The organism is Streptomyces sp. x-80 (genome assembly GCF_046549095.1).
GTDB classification, from domain to species: domain Bacteria; phylum Actinomycetota; class Actinomycetes; order Streptomycetales; family Streptomycetaceae; genus Streptomyces; species Streptomyces celluloflavus.
Window position 1 is genome coordinate 1 of the sequence record NZ_JAJPWM010000030.1, and the last position, 26625, is coordinate 26625.

The 26625-nt window shown below is 68.7% G+C and carries 23 protein-coding genes; 12 read left to right on the plus strand and 11 right to left on the minus strand.

What is annotated here, in order from left to right; genetic code table 11:
- Window positions 1-192 precede the first annotated feature (192 nt).
- The 3 genes from ACLJWH_RS37725 (at window position 193) to ACLJWH_RS37735 (ending at window position 3684) form a co-directional block, all read left to right on the plus strand.
- The gene (locus tag ACLJWH_RS37725; RefSeq protein WP_411146321.1) at window positions 193-420 is read left to right on the plus strand and encodes a hypothetical protein; all 228 of its coding nucleotides are present in this window, start codon (window positions 193-195) and stop codon (window positions 418-420) included.
- A gap of 106 nt (window positions 421-526) precedes the next feature.
- Window positions 527-2374 (plus strand): DNA polymerase, encoded by a 1848-nt coding sequence (locus ACLJWH_RS37730; protein WP_411146322.1) that lies wholly within the window; start codon window positions 527-529, stop codon window positions 2372-2374.
- Window positions 2375-2802: 428 nt separating this feature from the next.
- Window positions 2803-3684, plus strand: coding sequence for a hypothetical protein (locus ACLJWH_RS37735; RefSeq protein WP_411146323.1), 882 nt, complete (start codon window positions 2803-2805; stop codon window positions 3682-3684).
- 800 nt (window positions 3685-4484) lie between these two features.
- Here ACLJWH_RS37735 and ACLJWH_RS37740 read toward each other — a convergent pair.
- Together ACLJWH_RS37740 and ACLJWH_RS37745 are read right to left on the minus strand one after the other, a co-directional pair.
- A complete protein-coding gene (locus ACLJWH_RS37740; protein WP_411146324.1) occupies window positions 4485-4697 on the minus strand; it encodes a DUF397 domain-containing protein in 213 nt (70 codons plus the stop codon).
- Complete coding sequence (locus tag ACLJWH_RS37745; RefSeq protein ID WP_411146325.1) at window positions 4694-5545, minus strand: helix-turn-helix domain-containing protein; 852 nt, start codon at window positions 5543-5545, stop codon at window positions 4694-4696. The genes ACLJWH_RS37740 and ACLJWH_RS37745 overlap by 4 nt, the downstream gene beginning before the upstream one ends.
- Before the next feature lie 1474 nt (window positions 5546-7019).
- On the opposite strand from ACLJWH_RS37745, the gene ACLJWH_RS37750 reads away from it, so the two are divergent.
- From ACLJWH_RS37750 to ACLJWH_RS37760, 3 genes are all read left to right on the plus strand, one after another.
- Window positions 7020-8141 carry a radical SAM protein gene (locus ACLJWH_RS37750; protein WP_411146326.1) on the plus strand — a complete coding sequence of 374 codons (1122 nt, stop codon included), beginning with the start codon at window positions 7020-7022 and terminating at the stop codon, window positions 8139-8141.
- Window positions 8138-8308 carry a hypothetical protein gene (locus ACLJWH_RS37755; RefSeq protein WP_411146327.1) on the plus strand — a complete coding sequence of 57 codons (171 nt, stop codon included), beginning with the start codon at window positions 8138-8140 and terminating at the stop codon, window positions 8306-8308. Before ACLJWH_RS37750 ends, ACLJWH_RS37755 begins: the two co-directional genes overlap by 4 nt.
- Before the next feature lie 98 nt (window positions 8309-8406).
- Window positions 8407-9213, plus strand: coding sequence for an aminoglycoside phosphotransferase (locus tag ACLJWH_RS37760; protein ID WP_411146328.1), 807 nt, complete (start codon window positions 8407-8409; stop codon window positions 9211-9213).
- Between the two features lie 151 nt (window positions 9214-9364).
- Here ACLJWH_RS37760 and ACLJWH_RS37765 read toward each other — a convergent pair whose 3' ends face one another.
- The gene (locus ACLJWH_RS37765; protein WP_411146329.1) at window positions 9365-9631 is read right to left on the minus strand and encodes a GntR family transcriptional regulator; all 267 of its coding nucleotides are present in this window, start codon (window positions 9629-9631) and stop codon (window positions 9365-9367) included.
- 160 nt (window positions 9632-9791) lie between these two features.
- Between ACLJWH_RS37765 and ACLJWH_RS37770 the strand changes: the two genes are divergently transcribed.
- The 4 genes from ACLJWH_RS37770 (at window position 9792) to ACLJWH_RS37785 (ending at window position 13290) form a co-directional block, all read left to right on the plus strand.
- Window positions 9792-10121, plus strand: a complete 330-nt coding sequence (locus ACLJWH_RS37770) for a hypothetical protein (protein WP_411146330.1) — start codon at window positions 9792-9794, stop codon at window positions 10119-10121.
- A gap of 305 nt (window positions 10122-10426) precedes the next feature.
- Window positions 10427-11266 (plus strand): endonuclease III, encoded by an 840-nt coding sequence (gene nth, locus ACLJWH_RS37775; protein ID WP_411146331.1) that lies wholly within the window; start codon window positions 10427-10429, stop codon window positions 11264-11266.
- Between the two features lie 73 nt (window positions 11267-11339).
- Complete coding sequence (locus ACLJWH_RS37780; RefSeq protein ID WP_411146332.1) at window positions 11340-12077, plus strand: NUDIX hydrolase; 738 nt, start codon at window positions 11340-11342, stop codon at window positions 12075-12077.
- A 13-nt stretch (window positions 12078-12090) separates the two neighbouring features.
- On the plus strand, window positions 12091-13290 hold the full coding sequence (locus tag ACLJWH_RS37785; RefSeq protein WP_411146378.1) for a MarP family serine protease: 1200 nt from the start codon (window positions 12091-12093) through the stop codon (window positions 13288-13290).
- Between the two features lie 59 nt (window positions 13291-13349).
- On the opposite strand, the gene ACLJWH_RS37790 is transcribed toward ACLJWH_RS37785, so the two are convergent.
- The 6 genes from ACLJWH_RS37790 to ACLJWH_RS37815 form a co-directional block, all read right to left on the minus strand.
- The gene (locus ACLJWH_RS37790; protein WP_411146333.1) at window positions 13350-13547 is read right to left on the minus strand and encodes a hypothetical protein; all 198 of its coding nucleotides are present in this window, start codon (window positions 13545-13547) and stop codon (window positions 13350-13352) included.
- Window positions 13548-13678: 131 nt separating this feature from the next.
- On the minus strand, window positions 13679-14605 hold the full coding sequence (locus tag ACLJWH_RS37795; RefSeq protein ID WP_411146334.1) for an alpha/beta fold hydrolase: 927 nt from the start codon (window positions 14603-14605) through the stop codon (window positions 13679-13681).
- Window positions 14602-15060 carry a phage holin family protein gene (locus ACLJWH_RS37800; RefSeq protein WP_411146335.1) on the minus strand — a complete coding sequence of 153 codons (459 nt, stop codon included), beginning with the start codon at window positions 15058-15060 and terminating at the stop codon, window positions 14602-14604. The genes ACLJWH_RS37795 and ACLJWH_RS37800 overlap by 4 nt, the downstream gene beginning before the upstream one ends.
- A 43-nt stretch (window positions 15061-15103) precedes the next feature.
- Complete coding sequence (gene nhaA / locus ACLJWH_RS37805) at window positions 15104-16456, minus strand: Na+/H+ antiporter NhaA (protein WP_411146336.1); 1353 nt, start codon at window positions 16454-16456, stop codon at window positions 15104-15106.
- Window positions 16457-16814: 358 nt separating this feature from the next.
- Window positions 16815-18794, minus strand: a complete 1980-nt coding sequence (acs, locus tag ACLJWH_RS37810; RefSeq protein ID WP_411146337.1) for an acetate--CoA ligase — start codon at window positions 18792-18794, stop codon at window positions 16815-16817.
- Window positions 18795-18956: 162 nt separating this feature from the next.
- Complete coding sequence (locus tag ACLJWH_RS37815) at window positions 18957-21308, minus strand: SulP family inorganic anion transporter (protein WP_411146338.1); 2352 nt, start codon at window positions 21306-21308, stop codon at window positions 18957-18959.
- A gap of 323 nt (window positions 21309-21631) precedes the next feature.
- On the opposite strand from ACLJWH_RS37815, the gene ACLJWH_RS37820 reads away from it, so the two are divergent.
- A complete protein-coding gene (locus ACLJWH_RS37820) occupies window positions 21632-22921 on the plus strand; it encodes a hypothetical protein (protein WP_411146339.1) in 1290 nt (429 codons plus the stop codon).
- A gap of 166 nt (window positions 22922-23087) precedes the next feature.
- Here the strand turns inward: ACLJWH_RS37820 and ACLJWH_RS37825 are convergent, their stop codons facing one another.
- Window positions 23088-24074 carry an ATP-binding protein gene (locus ACLJWH_RS37825; protein ID WP_411146340.1) on the minus strand — a complete coding sequence of 329 codons (987 nt, stop codon included), beginning with the start codon at window positions 24072-24074 and terminating at the stop codon, window positions 23088-23090.
- Between the two features lie 101 nt (window positions 24075-24175).
- On the opposite strand from ACLJWH_RS37825, the gene ACLJWH_RS37830 reads away from it, so the two are divergent.
- On the plus strand, window positions 24176-25033 hold the full coding sequence (locus ACLJWH_RS37830) for an oxidoreductase (RefSeq protein ID WP_411146341.1): 858 nt from the start codon (window positions 24176-24178) through the stop codon (window positions 25031-25033).
- A 351-nt stretch (window positions 25034-25384) separates the two neighbouring features.
- On the opposite strand, the gene ACLJWH_RS37835 is transcribed toward ACLJWH_RS37830, so the two are convergent.
- Window positions 25385-26266, minus strand: a complete 882-nt coding sequence (locus tag ACLJWH_RS37835) for an HAD family hydrolase (RefSeq protein WP_411146342.1) — start codon at window positions 26264-26266, stop codon at window positions 25385-25387.
- Window positions 26267-26625: the final 359 nt, after the last annotated feature.

Here is a 26625-nt window from a genome sequence, read left to right on the forward strand (position 1 = left end):
CGCCCCCCCCCCCCCCCAGCCAGCCAGCCTCACGCCGCAACCCTGGCCGATGAGGCTTGTTTTCTTCTTCCCCACTCCGACCGCCTCAGACGGTTTGGACGGTCCGGGCCAATCGAAGACCCGTCAGGGTTCTTCGAATCTCCGGACGGTCGTCGTTCTCCTTCCGCATGGTGGGGCGAATACCTCCCAGCCGTGAGGCGCTGGGAGGAGCTGACCGGACGCGCCTCCCCTCCGCCCGCGGAGCGCGGGCCGCGCGGTGGCATCCGGCTCACTCCCCGGTGGTGCGAATGGCTCATGGGCCTGCCCGCCGGCTGGGTCACCGCCATCCCCGGACTGACCCGCAAGCACCAACTCAAGGCCCTGGGCAACGGAGTTGTCCCCGCTCAGGCATTCGAAGCGTTCCGGCGGCTCATGGACTGACCGGACAACCGCACAGCACGGGCAGGGGCCCGCCCAGAACGACCGGGTGGGCTCCTGCCCTTCGTGCGTGCCGGGCGGGCTCTGCCCCCGTTCACGGGGAGAGACCTTGCAGACCTACCGCCACGCCGTGGCCGGGGAGACCGTCACCGTCCACGTCCCCCAGACCCGCGAAGACCTCACCCGCTTCAGCTCCTGGCTTGCCCGCGCCAACCGCCGGGGCCCCGTCGCACTCGACACGGAGACCAGCGGACTGGACATCTACAGCCCCGAATACCGCCTCCGTACGGTCCAGTTCGGGGACGAGCGGGACGCCTGGGTCATCCACTGGGAACGCGGACCCGCCTTCCAGTCCGCCGCTCGCGCTGCCCTCCGCCGCGTAGACCGCTTCCAGATCCACAACGCTCCATTCGACTGGGCCGTGTTGGACAAGCACGCCGGAACGCCGCTCGAATCGCTTGCACCGCGCACCACGGACACCCGGCTTAAGGCCGGGCTCATAGACCCGCGGCAGCCCCAGGAGGGCGGCATTGGGACCGCTCTCAAGCCCTTGTCTGCCTACTACGTGGACCCTTCCGCCCCGGACACGCAAGGGGACCTGACCCAGGTCTTCCGGAGCCTGGGCCTGACGAAGGCCACCGGCTGGGCCGGCATCCCCCTGGACCACCCCGTTTTCAACTTGTACGCGGGGTTGGACTGCATCTACGTCGCCCGCCTGGACCCCATCCTCACGCGGGAGCTGGACCGCCTGGGCGTGCGGCCCGGACTCGTCCAGTACGAGCACGAACTAGCGCGGATCTGTACCCATATGCAGCGCGCCGGCATGGTCTTGGACGAGACCTACGTTCACGAGCTGCGCGCCACCCTGACCGGCGAAGAGCACCACTTCGCGGACGTGGCCCGCCGGTACGGAGTCGAGAACGTCAACAGCCCGAAGGCCATTGCCGAAGCGCTCGTTGGCATGGGCGAGCATCTGACGGAGCGTACCGGGAGCGGCGCCCTGAAGGTGGACAAGGCCGTTCTCTCCGCGCTTGCGGACCTGAGTCTTCAGGGTGAGCGCCTTCACGTCCGCCCGCCCAACCCGCTCGCGGAAGCCGTGATCAGGAGCAAGCGGGCCGGGAAGTGGCGGAGCGCCTACGCGGACACCTTCCTTGAGGTCATGGACGCCGGGGGTCGCACCCACCCCTTCGTGCACTCCATGGCCGCGCGGACGGGCCGGATGAGTGTGACCCGGCCCGCGCTTCAGACGCTGCCCAGCTCAGACCAGATGATCCGCCGGGCCCTACTCGCGGACCCTGGCCACGTCATGGTGAGCGTGGACTTCAGCGCCATTGAAATGAGAGTTCTTGCCGCGCTGGCGGGAGTGGAGCGTATGAAGGAGGGGTTCCTCCGGGGCGACGACATCCACTGGTTCACGGCGCGACTCGTCAAAGGTGAGGGCGCCACAAAGGCGGACCGGGAAGTCATGAAGGGGGCCGGGTTCTCGAAGGTGTACGGCGGAGGGGTTCGCACGGCCGCCCGCCAGACCGGGGCGAGTGAAGAGGCGATGGCCCGCGCCTTCGCGGAGTACGACCGGCTGTACCCGGAAATCAAGCGAGCGTCCCGGCGGTGGCAGCGTGAGGCGCACGAGTCCGCCATGGTCTTCGTCTCCGCCACCGGGCGCCGGCTCCCGTTGGACAGGGACCGGAGTTACGCGGTGGTCAACTACGCATGCCAGAGCGTGGCGCGGGACTGCCTGGGACAGGCGCTGTTGAACATCGAATCGACCGGGTGTCTCGACATGCTCAAGCTCCCGATCCATGACGAAGTTCTCGTGTCCGCCCCGCGCGAGGATGCCCGCGACGTGGCCCGCGCGATTGAGAAGGCGATGACCTTCGATCTGTACGGCGTGCCCATCACCGCTAAAGCCCAGATCGGCGGGCGCTCGTGGGGCAGTCTGTACGGCGCTGATTTCTAGCAGGCGGATTCAGTACCTACTCACGTGAGTAGGTACCCGCGTCCATCCTCCGCAGGTATCGCAAAAGGTAACGCCCCGGTCACGCGCCGGGGCGTTTTTGCGTGCCTGTCCTACCTGGGGATGAGTCGTGGTCACGGCTCTGAATTTCCCACAACTCTCCATCGCTGCCAGCGATCTACGCCCGTGAAAACCAAAAATCGGCGTACGCACGAGCGCCGATTTCCGTAAGACGCCGGCCCTGATCAAGCCCCGTCAAGCACCCCCGGACGGGGCTTGATCTGTCGCGCCTTCATTGCGCCTGACCTTGGGATTCGTGCGCCCAAAAACAGGCGCGGCACCGGCCAGTTAGCGCGTTTCACGGCTCTCGCCCTCTCCGGGCAATCGGCTCACCAGACCACGGGTGAGCCAACGCCAAGGAGAGCCCGCCCGTGTCCAGCACGCTTGCACTTTCGACCGTCCGCGCTGCCCAGGCCAACGACCTTGAGGCCACGACAACGGTCATCGAAGCCACCGAATCGCGGATAGCGGTTCTCGCCCGGAAGGCGGCCCGCCGCATGGCGGAGAGCGGTCCGCGGCACGACGGCTATCGGGAAGAGTTCGAACAGATGGGCCGCATAGCGGTCTGGGAAGCCCTCACGCGGTTTGACGAGAACGTCACCACGGACTTCCTGGGCTTCGCCTACACCACCGTGGAGACCATGCTCCTGGGCGCCACCCGCGCCGAGCGCAACCAGGGTGCAGACCCGGACGCGGCAAAAACGTTTCTCTCCATGCTGAATCGTTCCGGCGGAGATCCGTTCCTTGCGGAGAAGCTTGCCCAGACCGTCCCGCCGGCCGGGCGCCGCCTGAGCGCGGACCGGGCCCACGCCGCCCGGCTCGCCTACCAAGGCGCGGACAGCCTGGACGCTCCGGCACCCGGGGCCGGAGACAGTGGTGAGCCCTGGGAGCCTGGCACGTCGAACTACGGCGTCCCGGAAGACCTCATTACCCCCGACGACATCACCCGTGAAGCCGCCCGCGTGAAGCGCGCGCTTGTACACGGCGTGCTGGACACGATGGGGGAGGGGCAGTCGTACGTGCTCCGCGCCACCTTCGGTATCGACCCCGTGCCGGTCTACGGCAACACCGCTGACGAAGACCTTGCCGCGGACATGGGGACCACACCGAAGGCGGTCAGGGAAGCCCGGAGCAAGGGCCTGAAGTCCTTCGGCAAGCGGTACATCAAGGCCGTTGCCCAGACGCAGGAAGAAGCGGACAGGCTCACTGCCGTCATGACCGCGCGCCTGACCCGCAAGGGCGCTGCCGTGTAGAAGACCGGCATGCACATCCCAGTCAGCCCCCGCTTCGGCGGGGGCTTTCTTGCTATGACGCAACAGTCCCTGGTGATGAACGCTGTTCATGTCCATGTAAGGCACCCGCATATCTGTTCGGTTATGTCAGTGGCGCCCGGTAAGTTAGTGGTGACAGGGGATGCATTGGTGTGGGCGGAAATGACGGGGTGTGGGTCTCCGCCGCAAACCGCATGCAAGGTACACAAAGAGGTGGACTGGCAGTGGCAGAAGAAAATAAACCAGGCGGTCGGTTTGTTGTGGGCGGGATTGAGCTGCGGGTCCTCGTGCCCGAGCTGGGCGACAACCGTCTTACCTGGGAGGAGTGCGACGTACTGCCGCGACCGCTGGCAGTAGAGCGCGTAAGCGAATGTGGCGACGTAGCGGCGGTTCTCCGGGCGCAGGGTCTCTTGGTAGCGCGGCTGCTAAGCGACAGTCCGCGGCGCTACGAAGGGTTCCGCGTCGTCGCCCGGTGCGCACGCTCTGAATCACTCGTGGGACACGGAGAGTGGTACGCGAGCGGTGAGACCGGGCGGTACCTCCCTTACCCCGGGGGAGTGTGGTCCGCGTGCGACTGGGGCGAGCACGGGCACCATCAGGAGCTGCCCGGCGACGCGAGCCCGGCCGTCTCATGAGCCTCACAGGGTTACCCCGAAGCGCCCGGCCTACTCGCTTAGCGCCCCCAGGCGGGCGCCGGCGGACCCCCAATTCCCACGAAGGGCGGCAAGAAGCCCCGTAGTCCGAAGAAGGACTGCGGGGCTCAACTGCGTTGTGGGGCAGAGTCAGGCGCCGGTGAACTCGCCGCTCTGGACGGCCGAGACGAACGACGACCAGGCGGCCGGGGCGATCGTGAGCACGGGGCCCTGCGGGTCCTTCGAGTCACGGACGGGAACAACACCGCTGATCCCTTCCCCGATCTCGATGCACTCACCGCCGTTGGTGCTGCTGTAGCTGGACTTGCGCCAGCGAACTGGCAGTGTGCTTGCGCTGGTCATGCCTTTTTCAGTCCTTCCAGATGATCGCCGATGAGGGCGGCAGAGCCCTCCGGCGACAGGGCGTAACTTCTGAGGAGATCATAAGCGTGGGTTGCTGCTGTGACTTCGATCGTGTCCAAAGCTGTCCGCCCTTGGGAGAAAGCGTCCACGTACAGCACGTCATGTGGTGGCTTGCGGTCGCTGGTCTGCGGGTCCTTCCCCTGATCGAAGGTGAGCAGAGTGAAAGGACCGGCCAGTCCTGGGTGTGCAGCGATGTCGTCCGGCACCACCTGAATGACAACCCGTGGGTCTTGGCTTGCCGTCAGGAGGCGTTCAAGCTGCTCGGCCATGACGTTAGGGCCGCCGATCTTCCGGCGTAGCGCCTGTTCATCCACGATGAACCACGTACGTGGGGGATTCGCTCGCTCGAAGATCGCTTGGCGCGTCATGCGGGCGGCAACAAGATCGTCCAAGTTGTCCGGCCGTACCGGAGTGAGCATGGCCCGCGCGTACACCTCTGTCTGCAACAAGCCGGGGATGACCTGGCTTTGAAATGAGCGGATCGCCGAAGCGTTGCGCTCAAGTTCGACGTACGGCAGAAACCACGACGGGTAGGCGTACCTCACCACCAATGGGTAGAACTCGCCGAAGAAGTCCACGCCGAACGCCCTATCGAGATCATGCGCTAGGTCGGCAGACGGTACCCGCTTCGCGTTCTCCACGTAGCTGACCATGGCTCCCGTGGTATGCGCTGCGGTGGCTAACTCCGCCTGCGACCAACCACGTTCGATGCGGAGCTTGAGCACTCGCGAACCAAAGAACCCCAACAGACTTATGGGTGGGGATGGTTGGCCGTTGTCGTCTTCCATTGCCACAGGTGTGCGACCGCCTTAATGATCTTGGGTCTTAACTGCTGCGGAGTTAAGACTCCGCCCCTGTTGAGCCTACGTCCGGAGGCCGATTCTTGGATGGTCAGGCGCAACGGGGGCCGCGAGACGAAGGGCACAGCTATGGCGACCGAACTACCGAACCGGCAACAGCCGTTACGCGGTGGCCGTGCGCAGCTTCCGGCGCTGCGCGTGCCCACTCTTGGTCCTGCCCCCGTGGAGGGCTGCCGAATCTGCTACGCAGCCGTAAAAGGTCGGGCCGCAGCGTGGACACGGCGCGACGCCCGGGGAGTTCAGGGACACAGCGAAATCATCGGGCAGCACCCCCACAAGCGGGCCACGGATCAGCGGGGCGGCGGAGTGGCGGACGAGGCCCCACGTGAGGGCGCGGACCTTAGTTGGTCGTCGCCGCTGGCTTGGCCGCCGTGTCGGTGCCCGTCGCCGAAGTGCCCAGACCGAATCGCGCCGGAGGCGGAGGAGTAATGCACAGGCGCCCGCCCCGCCCTGACGCGTACGACCCAGGTCGCCCCCGGCCGGTGTGGCTGGGTGACCCATCCCTAGACCCCGACCCCGCCGCCGACTGCGACGTGTGCGAAGCGCTGGTCCGTCAGCGTGCCGACGCCCGTGGCCGAGCCGACTGGGCGGCAGCGACTGACTGCAACGTGGAACTCCGCCGGCACCCGCACGGGAGGGCACATGACTGAGCCTCCGGAAGACGTGGACTGTCAGCTTGTCCGCCCCTTCATGGCGGACAAGTGCACCCCGCCGACCGACGAAGGCGCCGAACAGGCGCGACCTGTTGCACCGGTCGTCACGCCCGGCCTCCGTGGCATGGTCACCTACTCACCAGACGGCACCCTGACGACTTGCCCACTCGCCTGCCCCTACTGCATCGCAGCGCCGCACGGGCCGTACGCGGCTTCCCCGGGGGGCTGGTGGACGCCGCTTGGCGGCGCACTGGATCAGGCGTCGGGAGTCGTCCACATCCCCCAAGCCCCCCGTGCCTCTACCCAGTCCGCCCGTCACCGTCGGGCCCGTCACCGCCGCACAACCTACTGACCCCCGCCCCCTTCCGGATGCACCCACATTCCATCCCCCACGGAATGAAGTTCCCGGGAGGGGGCGGGAACCACCCCGACCGGCTGTCTGTTGTGACGGCGGGCAGCCGGTCGGACATCAACCCCCGAAGGAAAGCGGCGGTAGCTAGGTCATGGGACACCAGGAAATCACCACAGCTGTTTACGTTACCCCGACCGGTGGGCGGTATCACATTGCCGATACTTGCGTTGGGTTGGGCAGGCACACCACGCGAAATATTCGGGTGTGGTCACTCGAAAAAGCGTTACAAGCACGCAAGATTCCGTGTCGTCTTTGTTCTAAGTAATTCCACTAGCCCCCGCCTGGTTACGTGAACGGACAGCCGTAGCCGGCCGTGGAACCACACTCTGGAGGTCCCATGCACCAGGTGATTGCCAGTCCGCAGGGAGAGAAGTTCGTCATCGCGCGTCCCGGTGCGCGTAAGGGAATGCAGATTCCGCACGCCATGCACCGTGAGTTGTCCGACGTAGTCGTCAGCGGGCAGCCGGTACCGGGGTGGCTGGCCGACGCTGCCCGGCAGGCATGGGGGCTCGAACTCGCCGGACGCCCGGCAAGCGGCAACGTGTTGGTTCGCCCGCTCACTCCGTTGAATTACAGTCGGGCAACGTGGGAGATCAATAAGGGCTGCAACTTCAACTGTGAGCACTGCTACCTTGCCGAACGGAAATTTGAGGGGCTGCCGCGCGAGGAGAAAGACCGGCTGCTCTTGATGCTCCGGGATGCGGGGGTCTTGTGGCTCCAGTTCACGGGAGGTGAGCCCACCATTGACCGGGACTTCGCACACTCCTACCGGCAGGCGTTCGAGCTGGGAATGCTCATCGAGATTCTGACGAACGGGTCTCGACTGCACCGGCCGGAAACGATAGAACTCCTTTCTTCGATGCCGCCACACAAGGTGACGATTTCCCTGTACGGGGCGAGTGCCGAGAGCTTCGATTCACTCACGCGCAAGCCGGGCGCGCACAACCTGCTCATGAAAGGGCTCCGGGCGGCCAAAGAGGCGGGCATCTCACTCGAACTCGCGTTGATCGTCACAAAACACAACGCACACGAAGTGACGGCCATGCGGAAAATCGCGGAGGAGTACGCGACGACGTACACCGAGTATGCGAACATTTCCCCGACCTACGACGGCAGCCCCGAACCACTTGCCGCTCAGGCTCCCGGATTCCTGGACAAGTCCACGGTCTTTAAGGGCTGCCCTGCCGGACACGCTTTCTTTCACGTGGACCCTCATGGGTTCGCCACCATGTGCAAGATCGGCCGGGAAAACCCCATAAGCCTTATGGCTGAGGGTCTGGACGGCCTTATGCGTCTGCCCGCAATCGCAGACGCCCAAATGCTTCGCTCTGGCGGCTGTAGCGGCTGCAAACTCTCGGCAACCTGCCGGGTATGTCGGCCACTCGCTAAGGCGTACCAGGAAGCGAAGGCACCACTAAACACCTACTGCCAACACGGAAACGGAGATGACGCGGCATGAGCGCTGTAGCCGTCGAAATCACGCCCCGCCCGGTGTCCGAACTCACCCCGGACCCGGCCGACCGACCGAAGACTCCGGAACCCGCCGGACTGGTCATCGTGGACGACGTGGAGTCGCTGACCGAAGGCACCACGCCGGGGTGCGGCGACGACAACCCGTACCAGTAACCATCAGGCCGGTACACACCTGTAAGACCCTGTGCGGGCTCTGTGGCGTTCACTCGCTGCGGGGCCCGCACGGGCCGTCGTGTGAGAGTCTGGGGACCGTGGCAACTGAGCGAATGTCATTCGATGATCTACCGCCCGCCGTGCTCGCTGGCGTCGAGACGCAAGCCGGGGAGATCATCAAAGCCGAAACGGTAAGTCAGGGCTTCAATAGCGAAATCGCCGCGCGGGTATTCACTGCCAATGGTTCCTGTTTCGTAAAGGGGCTGAGAGCCGACCATAAGCGCGTGTGGACTCAGCGCCGAGAAGCCGAAGTGAACCCGTACCTTCGCGGCATCGCGCCCGCCCTTCTCTGGCAGGTTGAGGAAGCCGGTTGGGTACTCCTGGGCTTTGAAGCTCTCAACGGTCACCACGCGGACTACTCGCCAGAGTCGGCAGATCTCCCGAAGGTGGCTGATCTGCTGTGCCGGCTAGGGGAAGTCGCCTGCCCCGATATCGAGTTGCGGCACGCAGAACAGCGACTTGCGGCGTACGCGGCCAAGCCGTCCGACCTTGAGCACTTCGCGGGCAACTCGCTGATTCACACGGACCTGAACAACGAGAACGTCATGGTGGACAGCGCCGCGTATCTCGTTGACTGGGCTTGGGCCTCACGCGGGGCGGCATGGCTAGACGCTGCCCATTGGGCCGTGTGGCTCATGGCAGCGGGCAAGCACGACCCCCAGTCGGCGGAGGAATGGGCGGCGCGCATTCCGGCATGGCAGGCAGCCAAACTGGAAGCCGTCACGGCCTTTGCGCTGGCGACCGCGAACCTGTGGGAAGAAATCGCGGGTGACAGCCCGGACCCGTGGACGGCCACAGTCCTTGACGCGTCCCGACGCTGGGCAGCGCACTGGAAAGCCGCCTGAGCCCCTGGACGGGCCTCTCCCATGTGCGGCCCCCGTGGCGTGCGGGCGGAGCCTCTGCTGTCCGGGCGGGCCACCACTCGTTCGGACACGCCCCCACAGCTGACAGCAGCTGCCCCGAGGGGCCAAGCAGCGAGCCTGCCCGGACCAGACCCTAGTCGGTCCCGCCGGCGGGCTCGCTGCGGTCACGGACGTACGTCCCGCGCTGCGGCAGCGTGTAGACCCAACCTTCATCCCGCAGATAGCTGACAGCGTGCCGGGCCGTGTTCCGCGCAACCCCGTACGTCTGCATCAGTGCCGACTCCGAAGGGACCCGCCGGTCCACGGCCAACGCGCCACTCTGAATGTCGCGGACCAGGTCGGCCGCAATCTGTCGGTACGGCGGGACCGGAGATTCGTAGTCGATGACGCTCGCTGCCATGAGAGCGAGCCTAGAGAACCCGGATCACGCCCGCGCGTCCGAGAACGTACCTGGACGTACCTATAGGAGTTCGCTACCGTCACACACGAAAGCGCCCCGGAAGACCGCTTAGGACCGGTCCGCCGGGGCTCCGCCGAACAGCTAGTTGGAGCTGAACGACATGCGCGATCTTATCGCCCGCATCCTCGCGTGGATGCTCACCGCACTCACCCCCCGCCGGCCCGGACGCCACACCGCCGAATATCAGGCCGACCAGCCCGCGCCCTCAGCAGAGCCCGTCAGCCCCTGGTCCCGCCCGTGGACAAGCCCGACCAAAGAAGAAGCCCGCGCAATCTTCCGGCAGCAAGTCGAAGCCACGCTCGCACTCCAGGTAATCCGCGAACGGCGCCGCGCGGCAGCGCTCGCAACCATGGGCGTGGACTACCCCTACAGCTACCCCGGCGCACCCTTCACGGCCGAGCACTTCACCGCTGCGGGGGTGTCGGCATGATGAGCAAGGGATCGACCAGCCCGACACCACCCGTGCCCGTCGCGGTCTGCTGCCAGTGCCACCGCCTCACGAGTGCCCCCGTCGCTGTTCGGTGGATACAGAGCACCTGCGGCCCCGGGACGACCCTCTACGCCTGCCCCGACCACGCGCCGGACCGCACCCCCGGGCCACTTCCCGGAGAGCTTGAAAAGCCCTTCTAGCGCTTCCTGCGCGGGCCTCAGCCCCGTTCGGTCACCACCCCTTTCCGGTGGCCGAACGGGGCTTTTCGCGGTCTCCTGTCGGTGCTGAACCGTACTCTTGGGGCCATGGTGAGCCGACGGTCAGAGACTCCGCTAGCGCTCAAGCGCCGGGCGTTCAAGATCAACCGTGTCCTTGCGGAGACGTACCCCTACGCACATTGCGAACTCGACTTCCGGAACGCCTGGGAACTTCTCGTTGCGACGGTCCTCTCCGCCCAGACCACGGACCTTCGCGTGAACCAGACAACGCCCCGGCTCTTCGCGAAGTACCCGAAGCCCGCAGATCTGGCCGGGGCGGACCCGGCGGATGTAGAAGAGCTGATCAAGCCCACTGGGTTCTTCAGAGCCAAGACCCGGAGCATCACGAAGATGGCTGCCGCGATCGTCCACAACCACGGCGGGCGGGTGCCCGGGACGCTTGAGGAGATGGTCAAGCTCCCCGGTGTCGGCAGGAAAACCGCCTTCGTAGTCTTGGGTAACGCCTGTGCCTGTGAGAGAAGCATCACCGCAGATCAGAGCCATGATGCTAATGTGTGCACTCCGTTCGGCGTCCCGGGCATCACCGTGGACACCCACTTCGGCCGGCTGGCGCGCCGCTTCGGCTGGACCACCCAGGAGGACCCGGAGAAGGTCGAGGCGGACGTCGCCGAGATCTTCCCCAAGAGCGAGTGGACGATGCTCTCGCACCGCGTCGTCTTCCACGGCCGCCGCGTCTGTCACTCCCGCAAGCCCGCCTGCGGCGCCTGCCCGATCGCCCCGCTCTGCCCCTCGTACGGCGAGGGCGAGACGGACCCGGAGAAGGCGAAGAAGCTGCTGAAGTACGAGATGGGCGGCCAGCCGGGCCAGCGGCTGCGGCCGCCGGCCGACTATCCGGGCCGGCCCGCGGCCCCGCTGGCGGCCCGATGACGGCTCCCGCGGTGACCGCGGGAGCGCCGGCCGAAGCGGCCGGCCACCGAAGCCAGGACCCGAGGGGGCGCGTATGACGAGTGCACGGGAGCAGTACGGCGAACCGGCGCAGGAGCACGGGGCGGCCGCGCTCGCCGCGGCGTCCGGCCGGGCGGCCGTGACGGCCGAGGGCCTGCCCGAGTGGCTGGCGCCGGTGGCCCGCGCGGCCGCCACCATCGAACCGCGCCAGCTCAGCCGCTTCCTGCCGCCCGAGAACGGCGGCCGGCAGTCCGCGGTGCTGATCCTTTTCGGCCATGGTGCGCGCGGCCCCGAGCTGCTCCTCATGGAGCGCGCCGGCACCCTGCGTTCGCACGCCGGCCAGCCCTCCTTCCCCGGGGGCGCCCTCGACCCGGAGGACGGCGACCCCGAAGCCGGCGGCCCGGTGCGGGCGGCACTGCGCGAGGCCCAGGAGGAGACCGGGCTCGATCCGTCCGGCGTCCAGGTCTTCGGCGTGCTGCCGCGGCTCTACATCCCCGTCAGCGGCTTCGTGGTGACGCCCGTGCTGGGCTGGTGGCGCGAGCCCAGCACGGTGGGCGCGGTGGACGAGGCGGAGACCGCCCGGGTGTTCACGGTTCCCGTGGCGGATCTCACGGATCCCGCTCACCGGGTGACCACCCGTCACCCCAGCGGCCACGTCGGCCCGGCATTTCTGGTCGAGGACGCCCTGGTCTGGGGTTTCACGGCCGGTGTGATCGACCGGATCCTGCATTACGCGGGGTGGGAGATTCCATGGGACCGAGCCAAGCAGGTCCCGCTCGACTGGCGGTCGTGAGAGCGTGTCGATCGTGAACGTCCTGGACATCCTGCTGCTGCTCGCGGCCGTGTGGTTCGCCGTCGTCGGCTACCGGCAAGGTTTCGTCGTCGGCATCCTGTCCGTGATCGGCTTCCTCGGCGGCGGCCTGATCGCGGTCTATCTGCTGCCCGTGATCTGGAACAAGATCACCGAGGACGCCACGCCCGGCACCTTCGCGGCCATCGGCGCGGTCGCCATCGTGATCGTCTGCGCGTCCGTGGGCCAGGCGCTCACCACGCACCTGGGCAACAAGCTGCGGCGCCACATCACCTGGTCACCGGCGCGCGCGCTGGACGCGACCGGCGGCGCGCTGGTCAACGTGCTGGCGATGCTGCTGGTCGCCTGGCTGATCGGGTCGGCCCTGGCGGGCACGTCCCTGCCGACGCTGGGCAAGGAGGTGCGGAACTCCAAGGTGCTGCTGGGCGTGTCCCGGGTGATGCCGCAGCAGGCCGGTACCTGGTTCGCGGACTTCTCCGCCGTCCTCGCGCAGAACGGCTTCCCGCAGGTCTTCACGCCGTTCTCCAACGAGCCGATCACCTCGGTGCCGCCGCCCGACCCCAAGCTGGCCAACAGCCCGGTCGCGGCGCAGGCCAGGGGGAGCATCGTCAAGATCGTCGGTACGGCTCCCAGTTGCGGCAAGGTCCTCGAAGGCAGCGGTTTCGTCTTCGCGCCGCACCGCGTGATGACCAACGCCCACGTCGTCGGCGGTGTCAACGAACCGACCGTCCAGGTGGGCGGCGAGGGCCGCACCTACGACGCCAAGGTCGTGCTCTACGACTGGGAGCGCGATATCGCGGTGCTCGACGTGCCCAAGCTGACCGCCCCGGCGCTGCGGTTCGCCGCCGGGGACGCGAGCAGCGGCAAGGGCGCCATCGTCGCCGGTTTCCCGGAGAACGGCGGCTATGACGTCCGCCCCGCCCGCATCCGCGGCCGTATCCAGCCCAACGGCCCGGACATCTACCGCCGGGGCACGGTCAGCCGCGACGTCTACTCCCTCTACGCCACCGTCCGCCCGGGTAACTCCGGCGGCCCGCTGCTGACCCCCGACGGCGAGGTCTACGGAGTCGTCTTCGCCAAGTCCCTGGACGACGCCAACACCGGCTACGCGCTGACCGTCGACGAGGTCCACCAGGACATCGTCAAGGGGCGGACAGCCGTGCGGCGGGTCGACACCCAGGGCTGCGCGATCTGAGCGCCGGGCGGTGCGGAAGCCAGGAACCCACGAAGACCGGCCCGCGCCGCCCGTGCGGGTCAGCCGCGGGGATGGCGCAGACGCGCGCTCATCCAGCGCGCTCTGCGGCGCAAGATACGCGGGATGCCCATCGGGTGCGCGGAGTCGGGGGAGTCGTCGGACCTGAGGTCCGAGGTGTCCCTCTCCCGAGTGCCCACGGCAGCGGCACTGCTGCGGCGGTTGCGTGCCACGTCACGGTAGTCGTGCGTCCAGCCCATACCCTCGACTCTGCCCGTGCCCCAAGGTCCGTAACCGCCTCGGAGGCCGCCAATTGGCCTATGCGCCAGGCAATTGGCTGTTCGTCAGACGAACGTTCGGAGCATCACCCAAGACCACCGGTCCGCCGGCCTCACCGGTCCGGTTCGGGGTCCTTGAGCCAGTTGATGAGCTCGGCGGAGAACGCCTCCGGATCTTCCTCGTGCGGGAAGTGGCCGAGTCCGTCGAACAGGCGCCAGCGGTACGGGGCCTCGACGTACTCGCCGGAGCCGGCCGCGCTGCGGGTGCGCATGACCGGGTCGAGTGAGCCGTGCAGATGCAGCGTCGGCACCCGTACCGGCATCTTCATCCGCCGGTTGAACTGGATGCCGTCGGGACGGGCCATCGACCGGACCATCCAGCGGTACGGCTCGATCGAGCAGTGTGCCGTGGAGGGGATGCTCATCGCGCGCCGGTAGACCTCGATCGCGTCGTCGTCCGGCAGCTGCGGCCCCGACCAGTCGCGGATCATCCGCCCCACCAGCGCCGCGTCGTCCGCCATCAGCCGGCGTTCCGGCAGCCAGGGCCGCTGGAAGTTCCAGATGTGCGAGCTCTGCACGCTCTGTTTGACGTCGGCGAGCATCGCCGAGCGCCAGCGCCGCGGGTGCGGCATCGAGGACACCGCCAGCCGGCGCACCAGCTTCGGCCGCATCACCGCCGCCGTCCAGGCGAGATAGCCGCCCAGATCGTGGCCGACGAGTGCCGCGTCCGGCTCGCCCAGGGACCGTATGACGCCGGTGATGTCGAGGGCGAGGTTCGCCGGGTCGTAGCCGCGCGGGGTGCGGTCGCTGCCGCCGACGCCCCGCAGATCCATCGCGACCGCGCGGAAGCCGGCGTCGGCGAGCGCGGGCAGCTGGTGCCGCCAGGTCCACCAGTACTGCGGGAAGCCGTGCAGCAGCAGCACCAGCGGGCCGTCGCCCAGTTCGGCGATGTGGAAGCGCGCGCCGTTCGCCGCGACGTCCCGATGCGACCAGGGGCCGTCGATCCGTACGACCGAGGCGGTGCTGTCGGGGACTGTCATACCGACGAGCGTGTCACAGACTCCAGGACCGGGTGGTCCACGGGCTCCGCCCGCGGGTGCGGCTTGGCGTTCTGGAGCACGGCGGCCGTCTCCTTGGCGGAGTTGATGGTCTTCTCCGGCTTCTTGATCTTCTTGAGCTTGGCGAGCGCGATGAGCACCAGTACCGCGGCGATCACCAGGAAGGCGCCGCCCACGATGAGGAAGGACCAGGCGAGCCCGAGCCCGAGATTGTGGATGCCGTACGCCGCCGCGAAGCTCAGCACCGGCAGGGCGAACATCCCCAGCACCCCGGCCACGATGAAGGCGGCGCTGCCGATACCCGCCCGCTTGGCGTCCTTGCGGATCTCCGCCTTGGCCAGCGCGATCTCGTCGTGCACCAGCGCGGACATCTCGGCGGTGGCCGAAGCCACCAGCTGCCCGAGGCTGCGGTCCGCGCCGTCGTCGGCTGTGCTCATCGCCGTCTCCCTCATCTCTTCACCGGATGCAAAGCCTCTCAGATCATGCCGGACCATCGTCCCCGGCATGGGTGCTGGAGGCCACTTCGGCCAGGCGCCGGTGTTCGGCGGCCTTCGCTTCGAGGATCGCGGCCATCCGCAGGTGGTACTCGGGCTTGTCGAGTTCGTAGATGTCGGGGATGCCGTCCAGGTCCTCGTCCCGCTCCTCGTCCTCGCAGAGCCTCTTGTACTTGGTGTTGCGGATCTTGAGGAGGACCCCGGCGAACACCGCGGCGATCAGCGAGCCGAGCAGCACCGACGCCTTGATCTCGTCGGCCAGTGCCAGATCGTCGGCGAAGGCCAGTTCGCCGATGAGCAGCGAGACGGTGAAGCCTATGCCGGCCAGCGAGGCGACGGCGAAGACGTCCGGCCAGCGGAGGTCGGGGTTGAGCTTCGCCCTGGTGAAGCGGGCGGTGAACCAGGTACCGCCGAAGATGCCCAGGGCCTTGCCGACTATCAGGCCGAGGACGACGCCGAGCGTCTCGGGCCGGGTGAAGACGTCGCGCACCGCGCCGTCGGATATGGAGACGCCCGCGGAGAAGAGGGCGAACAGCGGCACCGCGAGACCGGCCGAGAGCGGGCGGACCAGGTGCTCGATGTGCTCGCCGGGGGAGTGCGCCTCGCCGTCACGGCGGGTGCAGCGCAGCATCAGGCCCATCGCGACGCCCGCGATCGTGGCGTGCACCCCGCTGTTCTCCATCAGGCCCCAGATGACCAGGGCCAGCGGGACGTAGATGTACCAGCCGCGGACGCCCTTGCGGAGCAGTACGTAGAAGATCACCAGGCCGACGACGGCGAAGCCGAGCGCCAGGAAATTGATCTTCGAGGTGAAGAAGACCGCGATGATCAGTATCGCGAAGAGGTCGTCGACGACCGCGAGCGTGAGCAGGAAGGCGCGCAGCGCGGACGGCAGGGAGGTGCCGATGACGGCGAGGACGGCGAGCGCGAAGGCGATATCGGTGGCGGTGGGGACCGCCCAGCCCTGGAGCGAGCCGCCGCCGAAGGCGCTGACGGCGGCGTAGACGAGCGCGGGCATCGCCATACCGCAGATCGCGGCGATCACGGGGAGGGCGGCGGCCTTGGGGTCGCGCAGCTCGCCGGCGACCAGTTCGCGCTTGAGCTCGATGCCGGCGACGAAGAAGAAGAGGGCCAGCAGGCCGTTGGCGGCCCAGTGCTGTACGGAGAGGTCCAGCCCCACGGAGGCGGGGCCGAGGTGGAAGCCGCGTATCGCCTCGTAGCTGTCACCGAGGGTGTTTGCCCAGATCAGGGCCACGACGGCGGCGACGAGGAGAAGGACCCCGCCGACGGTCTCGGCACGCAGTGCATCGGCGATGAACCTTCGCTCGGGCAGTGGCATTCGTCCGAGGAAGAGAGAACGACGGTTGTTGGGCGCGCTCACGCGGTGACCTCCGGCCCTTCGGCAGCTGTGTACGGCTGTTGCAGTTGCCGACCAGACTTCCCGGCGCACCCAGAGTTTCTTAGCGTGTCATTGACGCAGTGGCTACTTTACCTGGCGTGCGCAAGGGGCTAGCCCGTGCCCATAACTTTACGGGCATATCGGGCGTGCGGCCGCTGGGATGACGGGCCGGGCGACGGGCCCGGATGCCGGGCGCGGTGGGCGGCGGGCCCGGTGGGAGGCCCGGCCGGGGCCGCCGGGAACGCCGGAGGGGGGCACCGGCCGCAACGGCCGGTGCCCCCCTCGCGTACGGACCCGCTCAGTCCTCGCCGGGCGAGCTCGGCAGCTTCGCCTGGATCAGGTCCATGACGGAGGAGTCGGTGAGCGTGGAGACGTCACCGAGATCGCGGTTCTCGGCCACATCGCGCAGCAGCCGCCGCATGATCTTGCCGGAGCGCGTCTTGGGCAGCTCCGCGACCGGCATGATCCGCTTGGGCTTGGCGATCGGGCCGAGCTGCTGGGCGACGTGCGCGCGCAGCTCGTCGACCAGGCCCGCGCCCTCCTCGGCGCCGCCGCGCAGGATCACGAAGGCGCAGATGGCCTGGGTGGTCTGCGGATCGGTCGCACCGACGACGGCGGCCTCGGCCACCTTCGGGTGCGAGACCAGCGCCGACTCGACCTCGGTGGTGGAGATGTTGTGGCCGGACACCAGCATCACGTCGTCCACCCGGCCGAGCAGCCAGATGTCGCCGTCGGAGTCCTTCTTCGCGCCGTCACCGGCGAAGTACTTGCCCTCGAAGCGGGACCAGTACGTGTCGAGGTAGCGCTGGTCGTCGCCCCAGATGGTGCGCAGCATGGACGGCCAGGGCTCGGTCAGTACGAGGTAGCCGCCGGCGCCGTCGGGGACCTCCCGGGCGTCGTCGTCCACCACGGTCGCGGCGATACCGGGCAGCGCGACCTGCGCCGAACCGGGCTTGGTCGCCGTCACGCCCGGCAGCGGGCTGAGCATCATCGCGCCGGTCTCGGTCTGCCACCAGGTGTCGACGATCGGCGTCCGGTCGGCCCCGATGTGCTTGCGGTACCAGATCCACGCCTCGGGGTTGATCGGCTCACCGACCGACCCGAGCAGGCGCAGCGAGGACAGGTCGTACTTCGCCGGGATGTCGTCGCCCCACTTCATGCAGGCGCGGATCGCGGTCGGCGCGGTGTAGAGGATCGTGACGCCGTACTTCTGCACGATCTCCCACCAGCGGCCCTGGTGCGGGGTGTCCGGCGTGCCCTCGTAGAGCACCTCGGTCGCGCCGTTGGAGAGCGGGCCGTAGGTGATGTACGAGTGGCCGGTCACCCAGCCGACGTCGGCGGTGCACCAGAAGACGTCGGTCTCCGGCTTGAGGTCGAAGACCGCGTGGTGGGTGTACGACACCTGGGTGAGGTAGCCGCCGGTGGTGTGCAGGATGCCCTTGGGCTTACCTGTCGTCCCGGAGGTGTAGAGGATGAAGAGCGGGTGCTCGGCGTCGAACGCCTCGGGCGTGTGCGTCGGGCTCTGCCGCTCGACGAGCTCGTGCCACCAGACGTCCCGGCCCTCGGTCCAGGTGCCACCGGCCGCGGCCAGGTCCTGGCCGGTGCGGCGTACGACGAGAACGCTGCGGACGTTCTCCGTACCCGGCTTGGTCAGTGCCTCGTCGACGGCGGGCTTGAGGGCGGACGGCTTGCCGCGGCGGTAGCCGCCGTCGGCGGTGATCACGACGCGGGCGTCGGCGTCGTTGATCCGGGTCGCCAGCGCTTCCGCGGAGAAGCCGCCGAAGACGAGGGAGTGCGGGGCGCCCAGCCGGGCGCAGGCCAGCATGGCGACGACCGTCTCCGGGATCATCGGCATGTAGATGGCGACCCGGTCGCCGGTGTGCACACCCAGCTCGATCAGCGCGTTCGCGGCCCGGGAGACCTCGCGCTGGAGCTCGGCGTAGGTGATTGCCCGGGAGTCACCGGACTCGCCCTCGAAGTGGATGGCGACCCGGTCGCCCAGACCGTTCTCCACATGCCGGTCCACGCAGTTGTACGCGACATTGAGTTTGCCGTCGGCGAACCACTTCGCGAAGGGCGCGTTGGACCAGTCGAGTGTCTGGGTGGGCGGGGTCTGCCAGGTCAGGCGCTTCGCCTGCTCGGCCCAGAATCCCAGCCGGTCCTCCGCGGACTGCTCGTACGCGGCTGCCGTGACGTTGGCGTTCGCGGCCAGATCGGCGGGCGGGTCGAACCGCCGCTCCTCTTTGAGCAGGCTGGAGAGGGAAGAAGGCTCGTTCACTGTTCCGTCTCCTCCCTGAGCAGGTTGGCCAGGCTTTCGTTGCTCACGACATCTCCCATTCCCAGGGCATCCCATGTGTCCCAGGTCATAGCTCATCAGCCCATGGCACGCATGACAAGGGGTGTCCGGGAAAATTGGTGTAGACCTGTCTGCTTTCGCAGGTCAGGCGGTGACCGGTGTGGGCTCGGCGCGGACCGCGGAGAACCGGCCGGTGCTCTCGTCCAGCACGTACGCCTGGGCCTCCGCGACGTGGAAATACATGCCGTGCAGCGTGAGGGAACCCTCGGCGACCCGGCGGGCCACGCAGGCGTGCGCCCTCAGATGGTCGAGCTGCTGCATGACGTTGACGAGCGCGAGCCGCTCGTGGTCGTCGGTCACCGGCCGTTCGGCGAGAGCGACCTCGCCCCGTCCCAGCCGCCCGATCCGCTGCATACGGGCCAGACTCGGCCGGCCGTGCCGCAGCCAGCGGGCGAGCGGGGTGGCGGCGGCCGGCGCGCCCGGGTCGGCACCGGACGCCGCGGAGCCGAGCAGCACCTGCATCGCGCCGCACCCGGAATGGCCGCACACCGTGATCGAACCGACCCTCAGCACCTCCACCGCGTACTCGATCGCCGCGCCGACGGAGTCGCAGGAGGCGTCCGAACCGGGCGGTGGCATCAGATTGCCGACATTGCGGACGGTGAAGAGATCGCCCGGCCCACTGGACGTGATCATGCTCGTGACCAGCCGGGAGTCGGCGCAGGTGAGAAAGAGCTGGGTGGGCCGCTGGCCCTCGCGTGCCAGCCGGGCCAGTTCCTCGCGGACCAGCGGGGCGGTATGGCGCTGGAACGCGCTCACCCCGCCGAGCAGTTGGCTGCCGCTGGTCTCGGGCGCGGCGGCGTGGGCCGGGGCGGGGACGGTGCCGTGGTGAGTGCGCCACGGTGTCCACGGCAGGCAGGCGGGGGTGGTGGCAGGCTCGGTGGCCGGCCGGCCCGAACGGCCGCCCAGCGTCACCCGGCCGCCGCGCGCCCGATGGCCGGCCGACCAGGACCGGAGCGCCTCGTAGGCGGCGTGGTCCATGAACGAACCGCACAACTCGACGACGACATCGGCCCGCTCCGGCACCGGCGCCAGCGCCCGGGTCAGCCGCGGCACCGCCAGAAACGTCAACTGCCCGCTGACACGCACCCGGTGGCCGCCGGACTCCTCGGTGACGGTGACCCGGGTGTGCGTCAGCCGGCGCAGCGCCAGGAGGACCGCGACCGCGATGCCGGTCACGACGCCCTGGAGGACACCGAAGACGACGACCCCGCCCAAGGTGGCGGCGTAAACCGGGAATTCGCGGTGCCGCTGGACATGCCGGATGTGCGCGAAGCTCACCATCCGTACGCCGACGGCCATCACCAGTGCGGCGAGCGCGGCCAGCGGGATCAGCTCCAGCACCCCGGCCAGCAGCCCGGCGCAGAGCAGCACCCACCCGCCGTGCAGCACGGTGGCGCGCCGGGTGACCGCACCGGCCCGCACATTCGCCGAACCGCGCATCGCGCCGCCGGAGACCGGCAGACCGCCCAGCAGCCCGGACACGATGTTGGACACGCCCTGGCCGGCCAGTTCGCGGTCGAGGTCCGCCCGGCCGGCCGGGGCGTCCGGCTGCTCGGCGGCGAGCCGGTCCACCGCCACCGCCGACAGCAGCGACTCCATGCCGGCGACGAGGGTGACGGTCAGCACCGCGGCGGCGAGGACCGGCACCGAGGCGTCCGGCAGCACGGGCAGTTCCGGCGCCTGCCAGGGCGGCAGTGTGACGCGCGGCGCCGCCGTGCCCGCGCTGACGGCCGTCGCGGCGAGAACGGCGGCCAGGGGGGCCGGGACCGTCCGCAGCAGGCGCCCGGCGCGGCCCGGCAGATGGCGCCAGCCGGTCAGTACGGCGATGGTGAGGGCGCCGATCAGTACCGCGGCGGCGGGTGGATGCTCCAACTGGCGGGGCAGCGCGGCGATGTTGTCGAGCACGGAGCTGTCCGGGCTGCCGCCGAGCACCACATGGAACTGCCCGACGGCGATGGTGACGCCGATGCCGGCGAGCATGCCGTGCACGATCGCGGGGCTGACGGCCGCCGCGGAGCGGGCCACCCGCAGCGCTCCCAGGGCGAGTTGAGTGATACCGGCCAGGACCGTGATCGCGCAGGTGGCGCGCCAGCCGTAGCGCTGTACGAGGTCGGCGGTGACGACCAGGAGCCCGGTGGCCGCCCCGCTGACCTGGAGCGGGGCCCCACCGAGCAGCCCGCCGACGATCCCGCCGACGGCCGCGGCGACGATTCCGGACCGGAGCGGGGCGCCGGTGGCGAGGGCGATCCCGAGCGAGAGCGGGACGGCGAGCAGAAAGATGACGACCGATGCGGAGAGATCCCGGCGCCATGCCGTACGGGAGGCGCCTCTCGTACGCGGTTCCGGGCGTGATTCCGTACGCGGCTTCGTGAGGGGCGTGCGACGGGGCGCCGAACGCCTCGGCTGCGGCGGTGACTTCTCGGTCTGCGACATTCCCGTCTCCTCCGGGGCGACGCGGTCGCGCGGGGCGCGATCGTGGGGCGGCGGTGTACTGCGGCGGGACGCGAGCCACCGGCGTCCGTCGCGGTCCGTGACGGTCAGGTGACTCTCCAGCATTGGTAAACGGATCGTAATGACACGTAAAGGCGAAGAGAAGTTCTTTCGGGCAGGCGGGCCGTTCATTCCATCTATCGGGTGAATATGATGACTATTGGCTTGTCGTTTTAATCCCTCTTCTTGGTGTATGGGATCTTGTGGGCAGTTTTTCCGATTGATCCCTTCGGAGGGTGCTCACGGCACCAGGAATGAGGTGGCTGATGACAGCCGCACCGACGATCACGGCGCGGATCGCCGCCGCGATGGCGCTGGCCGCCGTCGCCGGCTGCGCCGGGGCCGCGCAGGACGAACCGGCCCAGCACACCAAGAAGGGGCGGGCCGCGCCCAACGCCGCGCAGAAGGTCAGACTCATCGGCGACGGCTCGACCGCCTACACCGGAGCGCAGCCGCACCAGCCCAGGCCCGTACGGCTCAGACCGGGTGAACGGCCCCCGCAGTTCGTGGTGTTCTCCTGGGACGGCGCGGGCGAGGACAAGCAGAAGCTCTTCTCGCACTTCCGCGAGGTCGGCAAGAAGTACGACGCGACCATGACGTACTTCCTCAGCGGCGTCTATCTGCTCCCGGAGACCAAGAAGGAGCTGTACAACCCGCCGCAGCACGCGGCCGGCGCGTCGGAGATCGGCTTCAACGACCTCAAGGGAATCAAGGACACCGTGACGCAGATCCGCGGTGCCTGGGAGGACGGCAACGAGATCGGCACCCACTTCAACGGGCACTTCTGCGGCCCCGACCGCGGTGTCGGTACCTGGTCGACCGAGGAGTGGAAGAGCGAGATCCAGCAGGCCGAGTGGTTCGTGAAGAACTGGAAGTCCAACTCCGGCATCCAGGGCGAGAAGCCGCTGCCCTTCGACTACGGCAAGGAACTGGTCGGCGGCCGCGCGCCGTGCCTGGAGGGGCAGCGCAACCTCATCCCCGCCGCCAAGGAGATGGGCTTCCGCTACGACACCAGCTCGCCCGGCGGCCTCCAGATCTGGCCGCAGCAGATCGACGGCGTCTGGGACTTCCCGCTCCAGCAGATCCCGGTCCCCGGGCGGTCCTTCGAGACCCTCTCGATGGACTACAACTTCCTCGCCAACCAGTCGGGCGCCTCCAGTGGCGACCCGTCGATGCACGAAGCGTGGGGACAGCAGATGCGCGACGGCCTGCTCCAGGGCTTCGAGCGCGCGTACAACGGCAACCGCGCGCCGATGTTCGTCGGCGACCACTTCGAGTCCTGGAACGGCGGCGCCTATATGAAGGCCGTCGAGGACACCATCAAGACCGTCTGCCCGCAGCAGGACGTCCGGTGTGTCAGCTTCAAGCAGCTGAGTGACTGGCTGGATGTCCAGGACCCGAAGGTGCTCGCCAAGCTGCGGGCGCTGCCGGTGGGCGAGGCGCCGAAGGACGGCTGGGCGTCCTACCTCTCCGACGCACCGGCCGCCGCTTCCGCCCCGTCCGCGCCGGCGGCGCCCCGTCCGGAAGGGGGTGAGCGGGCCGGCTCGGACGACTAGTGCCGTGACCGGCGATGTCTGCCCCGTGCGGAGCGTCGTCCGGTGCGTGCGATCGTAGGGCGGCCGGAGGCCCTTGTGGCGGAGCTACCAAGGGCTTTTGGCCAACGCGGCGAGCGTGCGTGCTGGGCGGCGCGACGGGGCAAAGCCTGCCGGGAGGGGCACTAGGTCACGCGGGCTGGGGAGCGGCCGCTCCCTCGAAGAGCACGAAGGCGGGGTCGACCTGGGCCGCCAGGTCGGCGCCCGTCTTCGCGTTGCCCCAGCTCTCCGCGTTCTTCAGATGGAAGTGCACCATCTGGCGGGTGTAGCGCTCCCAGTCGCGGCGCTCGTACGCGGCGTCGGCGGTGGTGTGCAGCGTCTCCAGGGCCCGCCGGTTGGTCTCCTCCAGGTCCGCGAAGCGGGCCGGGCGGCCCTTCTCCATCGCCCGCACCCAGTCGGAGTACCCGACGGTCACCAGCAGGTCGTCGCCCACCTCGGCACGGAGGAACGCGAGATCGTCCGGGCCCTGCACCTTGTTGCCCACGACCTTCAGGGTGATGCCGAAGTCCCGGGCGTACTCCTTGTACTGGCGGTAGACGGCGATGCCCTTACGGGTCGGCTCGGCGACCAGGAAGGTCAGGTCGAAGCGGGTGAACATCCCGGAGGCGAAGGAGTCCGAGCCGGCCGTCATGTCGACGACGACGTACTCCTCGCGGCCGTCCACGAGGTGGTTCAGGCACAGCTCGACCGCGCCGACCTTGGAGTGGTAGCAGGCCACCCCCAGATCGGACTCGGTGAACGGACCGGTCGCCATCAGCTGCACGGAGGTGTCGTCGAGGGGCACGGTCCTGGCGCAGGCGTCGTAGACGGGGTTGCGCCCGCCGACCCGCAGCAGCCGCGAGCCCTCGCCGGGCGGGGTGGTTTTGATCATCGTCTCGGCGGACGGGATACGCGGATTGCTGCCGCGCAGGTAGTTCTTGATCAGCGGGAGATGGGCGCCCATCGCGGGGAGCGCGGCGGCGTCCTTCTCGTCCAGGCCGAGGGCGGCGCCCAGGTGCTGGTTGATATCGGCGTCCACCGCGATGACGGGGACACGGGCCGCGGCGAGATGCCGGATGAACAGGGAGGACAGGGTGGTCTTGCCGCTGCCGCCCTTGCCTACGAAAGCGATCTTCATGTTCACCAAGGGTAATCGTCATATTGCATGCGGTGAGACGTTTCCGTGAGGAAGACCACTCCTTCGGGGGGTTCCGCCCGGTGGTGCGTAGGGTCGTGCCCATGGCTGCACTCTCCCGGGGGACGACCCCCGCACCCCCGAACGCGAGTGGAGATCCGCTCGCGGCCCTGGCGGCGCTCCCAGGGGTCGCCGACTCCGTGGACGCCGTCCGCAAGGGCGTCGACCGGATCTACGGGCACCGGGTCATGCGGCGCCGCAGCGGTGAGGTCAGCGCCGAGGCGGCGCTGCGCGGAGCGCGCGGTTCCGCGGCGCTCGCGGGGGCCGACTGGGCACTCGAAGAGGTGCGGCGGCGCACCGACTTCGGCGTCGACGGCGAGCCGCGGACGGTCGGCGCGGCGCTGCGCCTGACGGCCGAGGCCGGACAACTGCTGAGCGTGTGGCGGCAGTCGCCGCTGCGGGTACTGGCGCGGCTCCATCTGGTGGCGGCCGGCGGCGGCGCGGCCGACGACACGGTGGGACGTCCGCGGCTGGCGGCCGAGCCGGTGGACGAGCCGCTGGTCGAGCTGGCGCTGCCGACCGCCGGCGAGGTGGCCGGGCGGCTGGACGGGCTGGCCCGGATGCTGCTGGCGGGCACCTCGGCACCGGCCCTGGTGACCGCCGCGGTGGTGCACGGCGAACTGCTGGCGCTGCGGCCGTTCGGCTCGTACAACGGGCTGGTCGCGCGGGCGGCGGAGCGGATCGTGCTGGTCGGCAGCGGACTGGACCCGAAGTCCATCTGCCCGGCGGAGGTCGGCCAAGCCGAACAGGGGGCCGCGGCCTACGTGGCCGCTCTGGAGGGTTACGTCTCGGGGACGCCGGAGGGCGTCGCAGCGTGGATCGCGCACTGCGGACGTTCGGTCGAGCTGGGGTCACGGGAGAGCACGGCGGTCTGCGAGGCGCTGCAACGCGGCGCCGCCTGACCGGCCGAGGGCGCGGGGTTCGGCCCGCGCCCTCAACTCACCTGACTCCGAACGGGGTTGCGGCGGTACCTGATGCTGATAGGTACCGCCGCTGGCATGTCCACCGGGTTACCATGCGTGCACGGTGTTTGCCCATCAGGTCGGAATTCTCGGTCCGGTTACCTGGTGCGGCTGGCCCGTAATCGACGGGTCGGCGTCGCGTGGGTGCCCGATATTCATACGTCGGTCCGTGGGCCTTACTGCGTGATGGGTAATCCTCTCGGATGTCCTTGGTCTCGCGGGCCGTCAACTCCTTTGTACTACCAATACGGGGCAAGCGGAACCCCGCACCTCAGATCTTTACTTGTGCCTTCAAACGCGGGCAATTCGGGCAAGGTGTTCCCTCGCCGTCCTGCGCCGGCTCGTGTACCAGACCAGGCCCGCGGTGGCCGCGGCCGCGGCCACCGCGGCGACGACGGCGAGCGCCGGGCGTGAGGGCATCGACAGCGCCGGCAGCCGCTGCTTGAGCGGGACCGGCCGGTTGAACGACAGCACCGGCCAGTCGCGGGCCAGCGCCTCGCGGCGCAGCGCCCGGTCCGGATTGACCGCGAAGGGGTGCCCGACCGATTCGAGCATCGGGACATCGGTCGCCGAATCGCTGTACGCGTAGCAGCGGCCGAGGTCGTAGCCCTCGGACGCGGCGAGTTCGCGGACGGCCTCCGCCTTGGTCGGCCCGTAGGCGTAGTACTCGATCTCGCCCGTGAAGCGGCCGTCCGCACCGACGACCATTCGGGTGGCCACGACCCGGTCGGCCCCCAGGAGTTCGCCGATCGGCTCGACGACCTCGGCGCCCGAGGTCGAGACGATCACGACATCGCGCCCGGCGGCGTGGTGCTCCTCGATGAGGGAGGCCGCCTCGTCGTAGATGATCGGGTCGATCAGATCGTGCAGCGTCTCGGCGACGATCTCCCGGACCTGGGCCACATCCCAGCCGCGGCAGAGCGAGGACAGATATGCGCGCAGCCGCTCCATCTGGTCGTGATCCGCGCCGCCGACGAGATACACGAACTGTGCGTACGCGGTGCGGAGTACGGCCCGTCGATTGATCAGGCCGCCTTGGTAGAACGACTTGCTGAAGGTCAGCGTGCTCGACTTTGCAATGACGGTCTTGTCCAAGTCGAAGAACGCGGCAGTGCGAGGGGTCGAGTGAGGTACGGAGTGGTTTTCCACGGGGCGAGCATAGGCGCCCACCATTCGGCGTAAGGTCTGGCGCGTGGGTTTGCCTGAGAAGGCTCTCGGGTACACCATGGAAGTCACGGATCGTTCGCGACCGTGCTAACCCGGTCCGGCTCCTCCCCCCCCGAGTCGGCCGAGGGGACGACCCCCGCTCTCCCCCCCGGCGGGGGTCGTCGCATGTCCGGACGCGTTTTGCGCCGTCGGGCAGGGGGGCTGCCACTTCCGTTCCGCCCTCGTCGCCGCCTCCACCGACGCGCGTCATCGACTACGCACAGTAGTCATCGGGATGCGCTACGGAAGTCCCTTCCGCTTCTCAGAACTTCTCGGAAGTCACCTCCCTCGGCCGCGTTGGTATAGGTGATGGGGATATTCACAGC